15 protein-coding genes are annotated in these 15295 nt (G+C 67.2%); all 15 read right to left on the reverse strand.

Going from position 1 to position 15295, the window contains the following annotated elements:
- Positions 1-34: 34 nt before the first annotated feature.
- The 15 genes from ACHQ4I_RS00825 to ACHQ4I_RS00895 all read right to left on the reverse strand — a co-directional run bounded on the left by ACHQ4I_RS00825 (position 35) and on the right by ACHQ4I_RS00895 (position 15295).
- Positions 35-292, reverse strand: a complete 258-nt coding sequence (locus ACHQ4I_RS00825; protein ID WP_420769694.1) for a hypothetical protein — start codon at positions 290-292, stop codon at positions 35-37.
- Positions 289-1611, reverse strand: a complete 1323-nt coding sequence (locus tag ACHQ4I_RS00830; protein ID WP_420769695.1) for a peptidoglycan DD-metalloendopeptidase family protein — start codon at positions 1609-1611, stop codon at positions 289-291. The genes ACHQ4I_RS00825 and ACHQ4I_RS00830 overlap by 4 nt, the downstream gene beginning before the upstream one ends.
- Positions 1608-2168: a phage gene 29 protein family protein gene (locus tag ACHQ4I_RS00835; protein ID WP_420769696.1), complete on the reverse strand. Its 561-nt coding sequence runs from the start codon at positions 2166-2168 to the stop codon at positions 1608-1610. Before ACHQ4I_RS00835 ends, ACHQ4I_RS00830 begins: the two co-directional genes overlap by 4 nt.
- Entirely contained in the window at positions 2165-4210 is a 2046-nt protein-coding gene (locus ACHQ4I_RS00840) for a Gp37-like protein (protein ID WP_420769697.1), read from the reverse strand. The genes ACHQ4I_RS00835 and ACHQ4I_RS00840 overlap by 4 nt, the downstream gene beginning before the upstream one ends.
- The gene (locus ACHQ4I_RS00845; protein WP_420769698.1) at positions 4207-5145 is read right to left on the reverse strand and encodes a phage tail protein; all 939 of its coding nucleotides are present in this window, start codon (positions 5143-5145) and stop codon (positions 4207-4209) included. The genes ACHQ4I_RS00840 and ACHQ4I_RS00845 overlap by 4 nt, the downstream gene beginning before the upstream one ends.
- Positions 5142-9116, reverse strand: coding sequence for a tape measure protein (locus tag ACHQ4I_RS00850; protein WP_420769699.1), 3975 nt, complete (start codon positions 9114-9116; stop codon positions 5142-5144). Before ACHQ4I_RS00850 ends, ACHQ4I_RS00845 begins: the two co-directional genes overlap by 4 nt.
- Before the next feature lie 7 nt (positions 9117-9123).
- Positions 9124-9489 carry a DUF5361 domain-containing protein gene (locus tag ACHQ4I_RS00855; protein ID WP_420769700.1) on the reverse strand — a complete coding sequence of 122 codons (366 nt, stop codon included), beginning with the start codon at positions 9487-9489 and terminating at the stop codon, positions 9124-9126.
- Between the two features lie 26 nt (positions 9490-9515).
- The gene (locus ACHQ4I_RS00860) at positions 9516-9770 is read right to left on the reverse strand and encodes a hypothetical protein (RefSeq protein ID WP_420769701.1); all 255 of its coding nucleotides are present in this window, start codon (positions 9768-9770) and stop codon (positions 9516-9518) included.
- 220 nt (positions 9771-9990) lie between these two features.
- The gene (locus tag ACHQ4I_RS00865) at positions 9991-11697 is read right to left on the reverse strand and encodes an amidohydrolase (RefSeq protein WP_420769702.1); all 1707 of its coding nucleotides are present in this window, start codon (positions 11695-11697) and stop codon (positions 9991-9993) included.
- A gap of 86 nt (positions 11698-11783) precedes the next feature.
- Positions 11784-12617, reverse strand: coding sequence for a phage tail tube protein (locus tag ACHQ4I_RS00870; protein WP_420769703.1), 834 nt, complete (start codon positions 12615-12617; stop codon positions 11784-11786).
- Between the two features lie 84 nt (positions 12618-12701).
- Positions 12702-13631, reverse strand: a complete 930-nt coding sequence (locus ACHQ4I_RS00875) for an MBL fold metallo-hydrolase (RefSeq protein ID WP_420769704.1) — start codon at positions 13629-13631, stop codon at positions 12702-12704.
- Positions 13632-13693: 62 nt separating this feature from the next.
- Positions 13694-14095, reverse strand: a complete 402-nt coding sequence (locus ACHQ4I_RS00880) for a hypothetical protein (protein WP_420769705.1) — start codon at positions 14093-14095, stop codon at positions 13694-13696.
- Positions 14092-14355: a hypothetical protein gene (locus ACHQ4I_RS00885; RefSeq protein WP_420769706.1), complete on the reverse strand. Its 264-nt coding sequence runs from the start codon at positions 14353-14355 to the stop codon at positions 14092-14094. The genes ACHQ4I_RS00880 and ACHQ4I_RS00885 overlap by 4 nt, the downstream gene beginning before the upstream one ends.
- Positions 14355-14717, reverse strand: coding sequence for a hypothetical protein (locus tag ACHQ4I_RS00890; RefSeq protein WP_420769707.1), 363 nt, complete (start codon positions 14715-14717; stop codon positions 14355-14357). The genes ACHQ4I_RS00885 and ACHQ4I_RS00890 overlap by 1 nt, the downstream gene beginning before the upstream one ends.
- Complete coding sequence (locus tag ACHQ4I_RS00895; RefSeq protein WP_420769708.1) at positions 14714-15295, reverse strand: hypothetical protein; 582 nt, start codon at positions 15293-15295, stop codon at positions 14714-14716. The genes ACHQ4I_RS00890 and ACHQ4I_RS00895 overlap by 4 nt, the downstream gene beginning before the upstream one ends.

The following is a 15295-nucleotide window of genomic DNA, read 5'->3' on the forward strand; positions in this document are numbered from 1 at the left end:
CGCTGCGCACGGAGGCGGTCATCGCCTAGTTGCGCTACTGGGGCTGCGGATCTTCCGGCGGCGGGCCGTCGGGCTGTCGTGATCGTGTGCTCACCGCGCGATTAGCGGTGACCGCAGGCCGGATCAGTAGACCCGCGATCGCTGGCGCGAGCAGCGTGTAGAGAGTCAGGACGGGTTCGATCCACGTGCTGTCGATCTCACGGTTGACCGCATAGGCAGCGATCGCGGTGATCGTGACCAACACCGAGCGCACCAGCGCGGGCTCGGGAAGCCTCGGCGGGCGGGCGGTCACGGCTTGATCTCCCGTAGTGCAGTGGCGATTTTGCCGGGTAGGTCGTCGATGCTCTGCTGCAGCTGTTCCAGCGCGGCGGGTAGGTCGATCGAGGATTCGTGGACGCGGCCGTCGACGTTGAGCAGGTATCCGGCCATCGTGTCGACGGGCTCGTCGGAGTTGCGGTAGTGCGAGCGGGAGGGGTAGAGCTGGGTGAGTTCGCGGTGGATTTCGTCGAGCTTGCGTTCCTGGTCGGGGGTCATGTCTAGGTCCTTTCCGAAGAGGGCGTCGAGGGCAGGTTCGCCCCCGCGTATGGCGTTGACGTCGATGAGTTGTCCGGCGACGCGAGCGGTGGAGGAGAACTGGAGGATGTCGATGCGCTGGCCGCCCATCGGCTCCCAGCCGCGGTGGGCGTCGCCGGGGTAGAGATCGGCGGCGTAGCCGTCGCCGGTCACGTAGTGGCTGTTCCAGATCCCGACCGGCAGGCCGGTCAGCGATGGCGAGCCCATGCGTGAGGACCAGTACCAGCGCGGGAGGTAGATGGGTAGCAGCTCGAAGCCGCGGGCGGTGAGTGCGGTGATCCGTGCCCAGAGGTCGTCGATGCTGCCGTCGGCGTCAAGGTCTTCGTAGTCGATTTGCAGGCGGCAGGCGCCCCCGGAGTGCGCGAGGGCGGTGTCGGCCTCGCGGTCGGGGTCGGTACCGACCTTGCAGAACACGTAGCCGCCCCAGGTGTCGGGGAAGTGGATGTTCATTTCGTCGCGGGCCAGCGGCCAGCATGGATCGCGCCAGGTGCCTTCGGAGATCTTGTGGGTTGCGAAGGCGAAGCCTTCGCGCCGTGCCGCGCCGAAGTCGAAGTCCCGTTGATGGTTGGATACGTCGATGCCGAACAGTGTTGACATGGTTGGCCTTTCGTTCGGGTAGGTGGCCGCGCCTAGCCACAGCAGGGGTTCGAGCCGTCCCGGACCTGGTGGCACCCAGAGGAATTCGTGGACTTCGACATGGACGTGTGGGGGCACGCCGCCGTTGGTGTCGGGGTCCGGGTCGATGTGGGCGATGCGTTGACCGGCTTCGACGCGCTGGCCGATAGCGACTTCGGGGACTACGTGTCCGTAGACGGTGTAGCCGCCGCCGTTGGCGCTGTCGTGGTCCAGGCACACCCAGTGCCCGAATCCGCTCGCGGATCCGGCGCGGTCGACTCGCCCGCTCGCCATGGCGTAGACGGGTCGTCCGGCGCTGCCACCGGGCCAGCCGAAATCGACGCCCCAGTGCCAGCCGCCTTCGCGGGGACCGAAGTAGGAGGTGACTTTGTGGCCGCGTTCGAGCGGCCAGTATCTGTTCATCCGAACCTCTTCAGGATTCCGTTGCGGGCCTTGTTGTTTCGTTCGGCGTGGATGACGCGGCGGTGTTCGATGGGGTCGTCGAGTTCGCGTAGGTAGGCGTTGACTTCGGTGACCGAGTGCGCGCTCGGGTCGAATCGGGGTGGGGTGTCGAGGGTGTCGATGACATGGGCGGTCGGCGTCTCGGGTTCGGGTTCGTTGATCCGGTAGCCGAGATAGCGCAGCCGCTCGACCTGGGCTTCGCGTTCGCGGACGGTCATCGTCGCCGGGTCCTGGATGACGACCGGTTCAGGATCGGAGACGTCGATGTCGACCCACTGGCCCGCGCCGTTGAGTGAGTGCTGCTCGCCGCGATACGGACGCTGGAACTTCTTGGTCGCCAACGCCGGATCCATCGGCGGGCATCCGGCCTCGGTGAGGTGTTTGGAGATGGCGCGGGCCAGCGGTTCGACGAACACGATCGGAGTACGTCCGATGATCGGAATGCATTGCAGCGCAGGCAGAAATCTTTGCTCTGGGTCGTCGGGGTCGATGTCTTCGATACGCCAGAGCGTGTTCACAGCACTCCCAGATCTCGGGCGAGGCCGGCGAGTTCATCGAGCATTTCCAAGCCTTTCAGCAGTGGGTCGTCGGGCTCTCGTGCGCCGACGGTGATGTCCCAGGCCGGAGTGGTGGTGCGGTCCCAGGCCAGGACGATTTCGGTGATCCGGTCGACATAGACCCGTCCCGGTTTTCCCCAGTCGCGCACCGTGGTGCCGATGCGTGTGCCCAGCCAGGCGTTGCCGTGCCCGTTCTGGCCGATGCGCAGGTTGTCGTAGCCGTCGAGGACCTTGACCGTGTGGGTGGTCTGCTCGCGGGTCCGCCACCGGCCGGTTCGCAAGGCGATGAGAGCATTGAGGGTGTAGGCGCGATCTGCTCCGGCACAGAAGATTTCGTGATATTTCGACCAGCCGAGCGTGCGTTCACGGACCGGGTCGCCGCGCTTCTGGAACGCCCCGAAAACATCGGTGAACAGCGGTTTCAGGATTTCTGAGGCCGTGCCCCCTAGAGGGGGTAGCAGCAAGGACAGCGATACGAGATCGCCCAGGAGGTTCACCGCCGCCCCCAGCATCTCGTTCACGCCAGGTGCGCTGTGCCCTCCCGTGACGAAGCCGACGTCGGTGGCGGGTTTCCAGTGAAAGTTGTTGGACACCACACCGGTTCGGTCGCCGTCGCGCAGGATGATGCCTGGTGCTCGCGGGACGGTTCCCTTCCAGCCCGGTCGGGAGTATTCCTCGGGGAAAGTCGGATCCTTGATTTCCTCGACGGTTTCGACCATGCCGTCGGAGCCAATGCGGGTGACCGCACGCACCAGCCCGTCGAAAAGGTTTCCGGCGAAGGAGGTTTCGGTGTCCCAGCCCGAGGAATCGACGAGGTCCCATACGAGTGTGCCGTGGCGCACGCGGGCTCCGGGCCACGGTGGCGGATCGCCGGTGAGCCAGCGTCGTGGCGCCCAGGTCAGTTGCGCGTCGGCGACGATGCGCGCGCTGACCTCGTACATGGTCTTGAAGCGGCTGTGCACGACCGCGAACTGGGAGCGGTCATCGAGGATCGAGAGCGGTTTGACTACCTGTGACCAGGTCGAGGTGTCAAGGTTCAGCCACGAGCGCGGGTCCAGCGGATCACCCGCCGGAAGTGTCCACAGTCGTCCTTCGAGCCGGAGCAGGTTCAGGAACAGGGTCAGCAGCAAACTCCACCGGGCGGGCCCGAAGCAGTTGTGGACGGTGATCCCGTTGGCCACGAAACGATGCACATCGGCGACCGCGATGTCGAAAACCTCTGTCTTGCCGATGGATTCGAAGGCGGTGACCTGTTCGGGGACCTGGTGGTCGGCCATGACCCAGCCGCCGACGCCGATGTCTTCGGCGGGTATAAATCCGTCGGGGGTGAGGACCTTGTGGTCGCCGGTGAGTTCGATGCTCTTGCCGGTGGCGGTGGTGAGCCGATAGACCGGCTTGATGCCGTTGCTCCACGACCCGGTCGGCGAGTGGTGGATGCGCCCGTCGACCACGACCTGGCACGGGCGCCCGGCGAGCCCCCGGATCGGGCGTTCGACGATCTGATCGCCCTCGCAGACCTGCACGAGGGTCTCCCCCGATACGCACGCCCAGGTCTTGGGGAACTGAAATTCCGGTGGGGTGAACGGGTTACAGTAGGCGAGGATGTGGCGTAAATGCTCGGTGTCGTGCTTGAACGTCGCCCGGATGATGCGCTGACCGTGCTCGTCGCGGTCCTGCTCGAGGTCGTCGAGCATGCCGCTCCACCGCGCCCCGTCGCGGTCGACGGTGATGAAGATGTTCTTGGTGGTTCGGGCGTCGTGGTTGGTCATCCACCGCGCGAGGTAATAGGTCGCGGGCAGCTCGACAGTGCCTATGCCGGTGTCGTTTTCGATCGCGGAGAACTTCGCCGAGATCTCGTTGTGGATCTCCCCGCGCAAGACCCAGTTGCCGTCCCAGATCCGCATCAGAGGAGGCCGGATCCGGCGATCGGTCTCGCGCTTGAGGCGCGCGACGATGTCGTCGAAAACCTTATCGAAATCGATGGTTTCGACGGTCGCGCTCAATCCAGTCCACCCCAAGGACGCGGCCACGGCCGCGGGCAGCGCACTTGGATTCCGGCACCGATCGGCGCTCCGGTCACCGACACCGGGATCCGCGTCGCGGGAGTGCGCCCGGGCAGCGGGTAGACGAACCGCTTGCCGCCCATGCGCGCGTAGAACTCGGTGTCCAAGCTCGAATTGGCTTGGCCGTTGCGCGCCATCCGGTCGGTGTCGATGACGATGTGCTCACCGGCCAGCAGCGGCGGCATGACGATCTTGCGGTCGGCGTCGATCTCGGCGCGGTCGAATTCGTCGCTGCCCCAGGAGAAGTCCGGGATCGTCCACACGATCCCGGCGGTGCCCTGGAAAACCCAGCGCGGCCAGATCTCGTAGTCGATAGGCAGCGGGTTGGCGACGGTGACCCACCCGGTCTCAACACCGCCGCTGGTGGTGTCGGTGGTGGTGATGAAGCTGGAGGTGGCGTCGTCTTCGAGCCAGCGGGGGTATGCCCCGATCAGTGGCACGAGGACCAGGCCGTAGTCGTGGGCGTTCGGGTCGCCGACGATCTTGACCCGCGGTTTGGCGCCGAGGCGCACCGGCAGGCGGCGCGCGGTGTCGCCGATCTGGACGCGGACCAGTGAGTCGCGGCGGAACGAAAAGGCTTGCCGGAAGGCCGAATCGGCGTTGCGCCACGGCAGCTGCGGTGTGCCGAGAACATGGAAGGCGAGGGAGAAGTCGAACTTCTCCTCGCGCAGGCCGCCGAAGTCTGCGCCGATCTGGTAGGCGGTGGCGTTCCAGATCGTGGTGGTCGCGGTCTCGAACATCGCGTCGAATTCGGTGCCGGAGTCGGTATCGGCCAACACCACTCCGTGATCGCCCATGCCCGGCCCGGCGACGGTGAACCGTTGCGCGCCTGGTCCCTCGATGACGATGCGGGTGTCGGGCGGTGGTGTGATCATCGGCCCTGCCAGGTCTTGGCGCGCTGACGCTGGTCGAGTTGCATCAGCGCCCATTCACGGCGGAACTCCGCCGCGCTCATCCCGGTGGTGAGGTTCTCGATGCGGACGCTGGCATCCAGTGCGGGCTCGGCGGCGAATCCGCCCATGAACGCCTGCAGCTGGCCTGGACTAGACAGCACCGGCTCCGGACGGCGCGAGAGGTTGATGGCGGTTTCGCCGGGCATCAGCCAGCCGCCACTGTCGAAGACTCGGGGCCGCAGCTTGTCCCACCACTCAGGGGGCGGTTGGCCCGCGACCGGGGTGTAGCCGAGCTGGGCGGCGATCGCCTCCGGAGAGAACGACGGCAGTGGCCCGATCGCCTCGCTCGCCTTCTGCGCGGCGCTCTGCCCGGCAGCGATCAGCGGCGCGTAATCGATGGTCCACCAGCGGGTTTCGCCGAGCCCGAACGGCAACTGTTGTAGGAAGGCGTCGAAGGCGATCCCGGCGGCGTCGGTGACGAAGTCTCGGACCCGGCCTTGGATCTTGCTGTCGGAGTTGCCCAGCTCGTCGAGCTTGCTCTGTGCCCGTGAGAGCTCGGCATCGGCCTTGAGCCGATCGCCTGCGCTGGCCTCGGGATCGGCGTAGACCTCGTTGCGGCGGGTGTTGGCCGAATCGACGGCCGCTTGGGCGTCGATACGGGCCAGCTCGTCCTCGCTGAACTTGCGCTCCAGTGCCGGAGCCTGCGGTGCGGGTCCATCCGCTTTCCCGGACGCGGCGTCGTCCTTGCGCTGCTGCAGCCCGAGGACCTTCTGCTCGGCCTTCTCCACGGCCAGGTCGGCTTGGCGGCGATCGGCGTCGGACTTGTCCTCGTCGGCGTAGACCTTGTCGCGGCGCTGCTTGGCCTGTTCGACCGAGACCTGCGCCGACTCCAGGTTCGTCTGGTCGGCGTCGGTCCATTCCTTCTTCTTGCCGTTCTTCCCCGTCGTGCCGGTGCTGCTGGCTCCTTCGGCCCAGCCAGCGATCAGCTCGTTCGGCAGGTGGAAAGCATGGGTGAACTGGGGGTCGGATGCGCCGACCGCTGGTGATCCCAAGCGTGAGGTGCCGTGGGAGCCACCGGCTTCGGCGGGTTGGCCGTTGATGGTGGCGGCCATGTGGTCGGCATTCGCGCCGACCTGGAACAAAGTGCCGGCCGGGCCGAAGCCGACCTTCAGGCCCGCGAGCCGTCCCGCCAGCAGGTCGAGGGTGGTGTAGAGGCGTACCGCCGGGTCGGCCATGCCCATCGCGACGCGTTGGAGGAACCCGATGAACCCGCTGCAGTCGAAGCGGTCGGGGCCGAATCCGCCCCAGTCGTAGGGATTTCCGCTGACCGCACGCGCGGCGGCCAGCGCGTCGCGGATGCCGCGCGGGACCGCGCCTCCGGCGGCGAACCGTAGTGCGCCCGAGCGCATCGCCGCGCGCAGCCGATACATCGCGGGTTGGCCTCCGACGGCGGAGACCTCGCGGGCGGTGACTACATGCTCGCCCGCGGACAGGCGCGCGACGACGCTGTCGGAGGTCGGGCCACCGGGCCCGGCGACCGATCCGCCTGCGGCGAGCCCAGGGATGACGCTGGTGACCGCCGTGCCGATTCGGCCCGCTACGTCGGTGACCTTGCCGACGATGCCTTTGACCCGGTCCCAGTATTCGGCGATCTTGCCGACGACACGTTCGACGGTGTCGCGGAGATCCTCGAACCATTTCTTGCCGGTATCGATCGCGGATTTGATCAGCTCCCAGCCGGTTTGGAATCCGGCCTGGAATCCTTCCCAGGCTGGCTTGATGTGTTCGGTCCACATCGCGGAGAACACGGTTCCCAGCACGTCGATGGCGGTGGTGAACGCCGTCCAGGCGGGTTGTATGGTGCCGGTCCAGATCGAGGAGATCAGGTCGCCGATGAACCCGAACACCGGTGAGACCACCGAAGACCAGAGCCAGGACACGACGTCTCCGGCCGCGCCGAGGGCGGCCTTCCATCCGGCGAAGACGACTTGCACGGTCGACCACCAGGCCGAGATCAAAGAGCCGATGAACCCGAATACCGGTGAGACCACCGAGGACCACCACCAGGAGACAACGTCTCCGGCCGCGCCGAGCGCGGTCTTCCAGGCGGCGAAGTAGACCTGCACTCCCGACCACCACGTGCCGATCAGCGAGCCGATGAACCCGAACACAGGTGAGACGACTTCCGACCAGAGCCACAGCAGCTTGTCTCCGACCCAGCCCAGCGCGTCGAGGAATCCGTCCCAGATCGGTTTGATATACGACCAGGCGACGGCGATCGCGGATTGTATTGCGCCCCAAACGGTTTCCCAGATCGCGCGGCCGGTGTCGGTCTGGGTGAAGAACCACACCAGCCCGGCGACCAGGGCGGCGATCGCGGCGATGATCAGCACGATCGGGTTGCCCGAGAGCGCCGCGTTCCACAGGCACTGTGCGGCGGCGGCGACGCGTGAGGCCGCCGCCGAGGCCAGCGCCGCGACTTTCGCGCGCAGTGTGGTCGCGGTCTGGGTGTTCTGCACTCCGGTGTTGACGCCGGTGGCGGCGGTATTGGCCGTCAGCGCGGCGGTGTGCTGAGCCAGCGCGCCGGTGAGCTGTCGCTGTACGACGATCTGGGCGAACATCGCCGGTGTCTGAACGACTTTGGCGATCTGGTAGGCGGTCTGCGCGGTTTGCGAGGCGGCGTAGGCGGCGGCCAGCCCGATCAGCAGTGGGGTGACAAGGCCGGTGTGGTCGGCCAGAACGCCGAGGATGTCGCTCATCGAACCGAGGGCGGCGGTGAGCACGGTGATGGTGTCGACGCCGAGGTTGCCCAGCGCGCCGCCCAGGCCGGCCAGCCCGGAGGTGAGGCTGGACAGGAACCCGCTGTCCTTGCCTGCCCCACCGGCTTCGCCGATCTTGGTCAGCGAGTCGGTGACCGTGGTGAATCCGGTGGTGAGCTTCGAAAAGTCGAATTCGCCGATCGAATTGGTGACTCGTTCGATCGTCGCGGGCAGGTTGGTCATCCAACCGGTGAACTTCTCGACCGCTTGGGAGTCGGCCAGCCGCTGGGAGAACGCCTGGATCTTCGGGGTGAGGGTGTCCAGTCCCCCGGCGAGCCCGGTCAGGGTGGTGGTGGCGACCGGTAGCCAGGGAGCGAGGATTCCGGCTCCGAAGCGCGCCATCGCGGCCTTGAAGCCGCCGGAGGCGCCGGAGAGGGTTTGGCGCAGCCCGGCCATGGTGCCCGCGTAGGCTTTCGTCGCTCCGGCGGCTCCGTCGGAGCCTTCCATGATTCCCTTGGCGAGGATGTCCATCGCCTTGTCGGCGGGCACCGCGCCCTTGGAGATCATCTTCTGCATCTGGGCGGTGGTGACACCGAACCCGTTGGCCAGGATCGCCAGCGCGGGGACACCGGCTTCGGCGACCGACCACACCTGATCCAGCGACACCTTGCCGGTGGCGGCCATCTTCCCGAATGCTGCCGAGACCTGCTCGACGCCGTCGGCGCCCTTGCCGGACGCGGCGGCGGCCTCGCCGATCGCGGTCAGATATCCGGGGACTTTGGCCGCCGGAACGTTCATCGCCACAAGGTTTTTGCCGACGGTGGCAAACTGGTCCAGGTTGAACGGTGTCCCGTTGACCGTCTTCTTGATCTGGTCCATCAACTGCCCGGCCTGGGTGGCGTCGCCCATGATGGTGGTCAGCGAGGTGGTGGCGTTCTGGATCGTGGTCAGCCGGTCCAAGCCGGACTTGAGTGCGGTGCCGCCGAACAGGGCCGCGCCGATCCCTCCGGCGGTGACCGCGGTTTTGAACACCGCGCCGAAGCCCGAGGCGAACCGGGAGCCGAGCGAGCGTCCGGCCTTGTCGGCGCTGCCTTGGGCTTGGACGAATGCGCCCTCGACTCCGGGGGCGACTTTGGAGGTCTCCGGGACCAGTGACACATAGCCGGTGGCCAGGTTCACTCCGGCGGTGGTCATGACCTGATCACCTCCCCTGGCTCTGGGTTCGTATGGCGTGCAGTCGGTCTCGGACTTCGTTCATCGGGACCGCATGTCCGTTGACGCGGCGGGAGCCGGGGTCCTCGACGCCGGGGCGTGGGTAGGGGCGGGGCCGGTTGCGGTTTTTCGCGCCGTCTTTGGTCTTGGCCCACAGCAGCAAGCTCGCGAGGTCGATCAGCTCGGCGAGCAGGAGCTCGCCTTGTCCCCATCGGGTGACTTCGGGGTGCATGACGGCCATGAGCGAGGACTCGCGTGGGGACTGGCGGACCAGCACGAGCAGGTCGTGCCAGGTGAAGGACTCCGAGCCGACGTCGCGCAGCCGGACACCGGTGCGGATGAGGTCGGCTTCCACCGCGTCCTGGTGCTGTTCGACCAGGCTCAGGAGTCCGAGGATTCCCCCAGCTCGATACCGGAGTCTTTCTGCCAGGCGTTCATCAGCTCACGCACCTGGGCTTGGGTCATCGCGTCGATCACCGCGAGATCCTTTGCGGCGGCGACGCCTTCGATGAGTGCGAAGAACTGCTCGGTGTCGGTTTCCTTGCGCAGCTTGCGGATCAGCCCGAAGGGGATGTTCTCCATCTTCGGTAGCGAGATCGTCTTGCCACCCGCGCTCGTGTATGTGAACTTCTCCATCACGGTGGACCGGACCTTCCTTCGGTTTCGATTGGTGGACTGGGCCTTTCGGTGCCCGCCCGGCGAGGGCAGGCCCGGTCCAGAGGATGAATGAACCTCGCCGGACGGGATCGGGGAGCCACAGGCTGGCGGGTGCGCCCCGACCTTCTCGGGGCGGGCAGCGCCTGCAGCGAGTTTTGTTGATGGGAATGAGGCTTGGGGGGTGCAGGGGTCGCCGATCTCAGAGTTGGCCGTATTCGCCGATGCGTCGGCCGCCAACCCAGGTTTGGAGTATTTCGGTCTGCCACAGCGGTTTCTGCGGCGAGAACGGGTCGGAATCGGTGAGCACGAAGTCGGCGTGCTTGCCGGGGGTGAGCGATCCCAGGACGCGGTCTTGGTGAGCGGCGTAGGCGGCGTCGAGGGTGTAGGCGCGCAAGGCTTCGGCGACGGTCATCGCCTGCTCGCGGTGCCAGCCGCCCGCGGGCTGCCCGTCGCGGTCGGTGCGGGTCACAGCGGCGTGGATGCCATCCCATGGATTGTGCGAGGACACCGGGAAGTCGCTGCCCGCCGCGATGATCGTTCCCTGATCGAGTAGCGACCGCCATGCGTAGGCGCCGGAGAGACGTGCTGCGCCGAGGCGGGCCTCGGCCATGCCCATGTCGTCGGTGGCATGGCTGGGCTGCATCGAGGCGATCAGACCCAGCTGCGCCGAACGCGGCAGGTCCGAGAGCGAGAGGACCTGCGCGTGCTCAATTCGGTGCCGCAATCGTGGTCCTCGCGCCGAAGCCAGCACGTCGGTGTAGGCGTCGAGGGCCATGCGGTTGGCGTGGTCCCCGATGGCGTGGATCGCGCTCTGGTAGCCCGCGTCCACGATCTGGCGAACGCGAGAAGTTAGTTCGGCGGGCTCGAACTGCGGCAGTCCCCGGCTTGTGGGCCGGTCGGTGTATGGGTCGATCAGCGCCGCCCCGTGGGAGCCGAGGGCACCGTCTGCGAGCAATTTGACCGTGCGGACTCGCAGCATGTCATCGGCGACCGAGTCGGTTCGGGCGTGTTTGCCGAATCTGGTGAATGCATCCCAATTGAGGAATGCGTTGATACGCAACGTCATTCGTCCGGTGCTGGCGAGGTCGAAGAGCGGCGCGATCTGATCGGGAGCGGTGGACGCCTCGCTGATCGAGGTGAGCCCAACTGCGTTGAGTCTGTGCTGGGCGGCGAGCAGCTGATCTTCGTAGTCGAGCAGGCTCGGAGCCGGGATGTGTTGTTCGATCAGCTTTTTGGCGGCGTCGACCAGCACGCCGTTGGGGCGTCCGTCGTGATCGCGGATGATCTGCCCACCGACGGGATCCGGCGTCGAGACGGTGATCCCGGCCAGCCGCAGCGCAGCCGTATTGGCCACTCCCGCATGGCTGTCCACACGCAACAGCCAGACCGGACGATCTGTGACCACCTGGTCGAGGACGGTCGCGCTCGGCAGTCTGCCCCAGCCGACGTCGTTCCATCCTCGCCCCAGCAGCCATGGCCGGTCCCGGTGTTCGCGGGCGTAGGTGGCGATGATCTGGAGTGCGTCGTCGATCGACCGCACCCCGGCGAGGTCGATCTGGGTCGCGGCAGCGCCGAAACTCCATAGGTGAGCGTGGGCGTCGTGGAAGCCGGGCAGACACACCCTGCCGTGTCCGTCGATGCGTCGTGCGCCTGCCGTCGCGGCGGGATCGAGTGCTTCCACTCGCCCGTTCGCGTCGATCAGCAAGCCGGAGAACCGGTGGACTCCACTGGCGGTGCAGGTGTAACCGCGGACCCGGTCGAGCAGGACGCGTTCGGTTCGTGGGTGTGGTCGCGGCGGTGTCGTGCACGCGGCGACCAGCCCGCTCACTGCCGCGACGCTGACGGCTGCACCTGTCAGGCGTAGGAACTGGGCTCGGTTCAGCCGGGTGCGGTCAGAATCGGTCACTGACTTTCCGTTCTGTAGGAGCTGTCTCGTGTCCCGCCGGCCATCGGTGCTTCGCACTGGCGGCCTGCGCGGGTTCGCACGGTCGATCAGGCGCGGGTGACGGTGAGCTTGGTGCCGGTGCCGGTGCCGGTGAGTCCGGTGCCGTTGCCGGTCAAGGTGCCGCCGCCCGAGAGGGTGATCTGGTAGGGGCCTCCGGCCGGGCCGGTCACGGTGACGCCGTCGGTGCCGACCCCGGCCAGCGCCGCGAGCGCCGAGCGCACCGCCGCGTTGGTGGCGTCGAAAGCGATAGTGGTGGTGGGCTTTCCGTCGACCGAGAGCAGGAAGGTGCCCGCGGTGGCCGAGAGCGTGACGGTCCATTGGCTGGGCGGGCGGCCCTTGTGGACCCACTCATACAGCGGGGTGCCGTCGGCGTCTTCGAAGCATTCGACGGTGACGGTGTAGGCGATGGTTTCGGTGTGCACGATCTGCACGTCGTCGACGGTGCTGATCTGCCCGTCGGGGATCCAGATCCGGCGCAGCGCGACATCGGAGTCGAGGGTGTCGATGACCCAACTCGAATGCGGCAGCTGACGCTTGTTGTGCCGCACCGCGATCGAGTTACCGGTCACGGTGACGTTGTCGTCGCCGTACACCGCGCGCAGGACGAGCGCATTGATGGATTCGAGGAACGCGAACTGCACTGTGAGGGTGTAGTCGGTCTGCAGGATCTTGACCGTCGAGCCGCCGAAGGCTTTCTTCTTGTCGACGTCACGCGACTCGGCGAGGGTGTAGCCGTCTTCACCGATGTAGCCGTGATCGACGAACGCGGAGTCCAGATCGCTGGTGGCGCTGCTCGGACCGGTGGTGCCCAGCGGTGCGCGCAGCAGCGAGCCGGTAGCGCGCGGCATGGCCGCGTAGATATTGGCAACCGTGCTTGCCATAGGAGGTGGCCCCTTTCAGGCACAAAGGCGGACCGGGCCTGCTCGAAAGGGATGTGCAGCAATCGGAATAGCGGGCTCTGGATCTCAGCCCACCGGCTGCCAGGCGGTGGTGCCGTCGCGACGGCGACGGACTCGACCGAATGGCACGTCGGCGAAATGGATTCCGAAGGCGAGCTCGCCGGAGGCGGCGAGTGTGTCGACCAGTCGTTGCCGGTGCAGCACGGCCCCGGCGGGGTCGAGGTCTGCGGCGCAGCGCCACTGCGGATTCTGGACCTGCAGCGGTGAGTGCATGGCGTCGCCGAAGGCGAGCATCCGATGCCGGCCGCTGGTGAGTTCGAACGCGGTGTGCCCGGCGGTGTGCCCGCCCATCGCGACCGAGGTGATGCTCGGGGCGATCTGCTGGTCCGCGGCAAAGGTTTCCACGCGCGGTGCCAGAGCGGCGAGCAGTTCGGGCAGGTGCAGCTTTCCCTTGGCCCAGGGCGCCATGCGTTCGAGCATCTCCTCGAACTGTTGCGGGGTCAGGGTGTTCCACCATGCCCACTCGGCGTCGGCGATCAGTAGCCGGGTGCGGGCGAACTCTGGACGGAAGGCCCAGCCGAGGTGGTCGATGTGCATGTGGGTGACGGCCACCGCGTCGAGCTGGGCGGGAGCGCAGCCCAGGCGGGTGAGGTTGTCGAGCAATGCGCCCCCGTGCAGGGCTGCGGTCAGCGGATTGGCAGGGTCGTCGGGTACCGAGGTGGGTCCGACGCCCGCGTCGAGCAGTAGTCGGCGCTCGCGGTGCTCGACCAGGAGTCCGCCGATACCCGCGACCAGGTTGCCGTGCGGGTCGAGGTGGTCGGCGTGGGTGGCCCAGTCGGTGTCGGTGGTCTCGGGCAGCCAGCCGCGCGGGCGCAGCCGGACCGCGCCGTCGGGAACGTAGGTGACTCGCATATCGCCGAGCCGGACCGACCGCAGCCGAGGAGGGCGACGCAGCCGCTTGGTGCGGCATCGGTGGAGTGCGGAATAGGACAGCATCGAATAGCTCCTTGGTCGGTACCGCGTGGCCGTGCCGAGCGGTTCGTCGCGGTGGGAGAGGGTCAGGTGAGTTGGCCGCGCACGTCGAGGGAGACGGTGGCCTGATAGCGCGGGTGACGGGTGTCGGGGTCGGGATGGTTGACCGGGGCACCGACCGTGGCGGCGGCGCGGATCCGTGGCTCTGCGGGGTCGCGGGGCGCGCTCAGCAGCAGGGCGTGGCAGAGCTCGGCCAGGTGGGCGGCTTCGGGCTCGCGGCTGTCCCAGCATTCGATGATCACCATGCGGGAGGCGAGGATGAGCCGGTCGTCTCCGCCACCGGCGGCGCTGACGCGTACGAGCCGGTCCGGGCGGGGGTTGGGAACTTTCGTCGCGACCACGGCCGGATCCTTTCGCGCGGCCAGCTGTGCGGCCAGGTAGGCGACGACGAGGGCTTCGATCGCTGGGTATACGACGAGTTCGGTCATCGGCTGCGTCCCGCGTTGAGCGCTTTGACCAGTGTGTTGTCTTTGGCGTTGCGGCGGGCCGCTTTGATCGTGCGGGGGAAGATGGTGACCCGCCAGCGTCCTTGGGGGTGGCGTGCGCCTTGGCGGGAGGTCATCTCGAAGCCCTCGCCCGCGGCTGCTTTCACGCGTCGGCCGCGAGCTTCGACATCGCCGACCACGCCGGATGCGCGGCGCAGGTTGTAGAAGCCGTTGGGTTCCCACTGGATCTTCGGCTTGGGCATTATCCGTCCACCTTTCGCAGCGTGATGACGTTGCCCGGCGTCCAGCCGAATGGGCCGTGGTTGGCGTCGGCGGCGACGCCGATCACCTCGAAACGACCGGCGGGTCTGGACGGCAGATCGATGAGATCGGCTGGGGCGGGCTGGAATTGAGGGGGCGCGTACACCTCGACCTCGGTGATCACTCGCGTGTGTGAGTCGAGGTCGGGTTCGCTGGAACGGGCCGGGCCCCATCCGTAGACGCGTACCGCGATACCGGGTTCGTCCAGGGGCGGGGTGTAGAGCGAGACGGGGTTGCCGTGGGAGTCTGTGGCTCCGTCGTGGTGGCGGTGGTGGCTCAGGGTGTGGCGCAGTGGAAGGTTCATGCGATCGGGACGATGCGGTAGTTGGCGAGCAGGTCGCGTTCGGCTCCGGTCAGCGCCACTCCGCCGATCGAGCCGTCCGCGCTGACGGTGAGTTGTTCGCTGAACGGTCCTGCGGTGCGGGTGCGCACCGCAGAAGCTGGAGTGTCCTTGGCGCGCTTGGCGATTCCGAGTACGACGCCGACGAGTACCGGTGGAGGCGTGGCCCATCCGTGAGTGATCTGGATCCGAATGCCGCGCTCGCGGGTCGTCCAGGCGATCATGCGGCGCAAGTGTCCGGTCTGTGACCACCGGACCTTGGTGAGGTCGATCGGGCGGTCATTCTCGGTGACCGAGTGCAGATCGAGCAGGCGCAGCGTCGGCACCATCTGCACCCGATCACCGGACCCGTCCAGGATCAGTGTCTCGGTGAGGGTCGGGGCGATGTGCCAGCCACACCAGTCACGCACCAGAGCGTTGGCGATCGCCAATGCCAGTGCGGGGCTCCCGTTTTCGTAGTCGGTGAGCGCTGTCTCATCGGCCAGCGGCGGGATCGACCCGGCCGGGGCCGCAGCCGGGGTAGGCGAGCCCGCGTCGGTCAT

The organism is Nocardia nepalensis, assembly GCF_048910785.1.
In the GTDB taxonomy this organism is placed as follows: Bacteria; Actinomycetota; Actinomycetes; order Mycobacteriales; family Mycobacteriaceae; genus Nocardia; species Nocardia nepalensis.

Excerpts from the sequence above, each read along its gene's own strand:
- ACHQ4I_RS00830 (WP_420769695.1), bottom strand. The coding sequence starts at position 1,611 with ATGAACAGATACTGGCCGCTCGAACGCGGCCACAAAGTCACCTCCTAC.
- ACHQ4I_RS00845 (WP_420769698.1), bottom strand. The coding sequence starts at position 5,145 with ATGATCACACCACCGCCCGACACCCGCATCGTCATCGAGGGACCAGGC.
- ACHQ4I_RS00850 (WP_420769699.1), bottom strand. The coding sequence starts at position 9,116 with ATGACCACCGCCGGAGTGAACCTGGCCACCGGCTATGTGTCACTGGTC.
- ACHQ4I_RS00860 (WP_420769701.1), bottom strand. The coding sequence starts at position 9,770 with ATGGAGAAGTTCACATACACGAGCGCGGGTGGCAAGACGATCTCGCTA.
- ACHQ4I_RS00870 (WP_420769703.1), bottom strand. The coding sequence starts at position 12,617 with ATGGCAAGCACGGTTGCCAATATCTACGCGGCCATGCCGCGCGCTACC.
- ACHQ4I_RS00875 (WP_420769704.1), bottom strand. The coding sequence starts at position 13,631 with ATGCTGTCCTATTCCGCACTCCACCGATGCCGCACCAAGCGGCTGCGT.
- ACHQ4I_RS00880 (WP_420769705.1), bottom strand. The coding sequence starts at position 14,095 with ATGACCGAACTCGTCGTATACCCAGCGATCGAAGCCCTCGTCGTCGCC.
- ACHQ4I_RS00885 (WP_420769706.1), bottom strand. The coding sequence starts at position 14,355 with ATGCCCAAGCCGAAGATCCAGTGGGAACCCAACGGCTTCTACAACCTG.
- ACHQ4I_RS00890 (WP_420769707.1), bottom strand. The coding sequence starts at position 14,717 with ATGAACCTTCCACTGCGCCACACCCTGAGCCACCACCGCCACCACGAC.
- ACHQ4I_RS00895 (WP_420769708.1), bottom strand. The coding sequence starts at position 15,295 with ATGACCGACGCGGGCTCGCCTACCCCGGCTGCGGCCCCGGCCGGGTCG.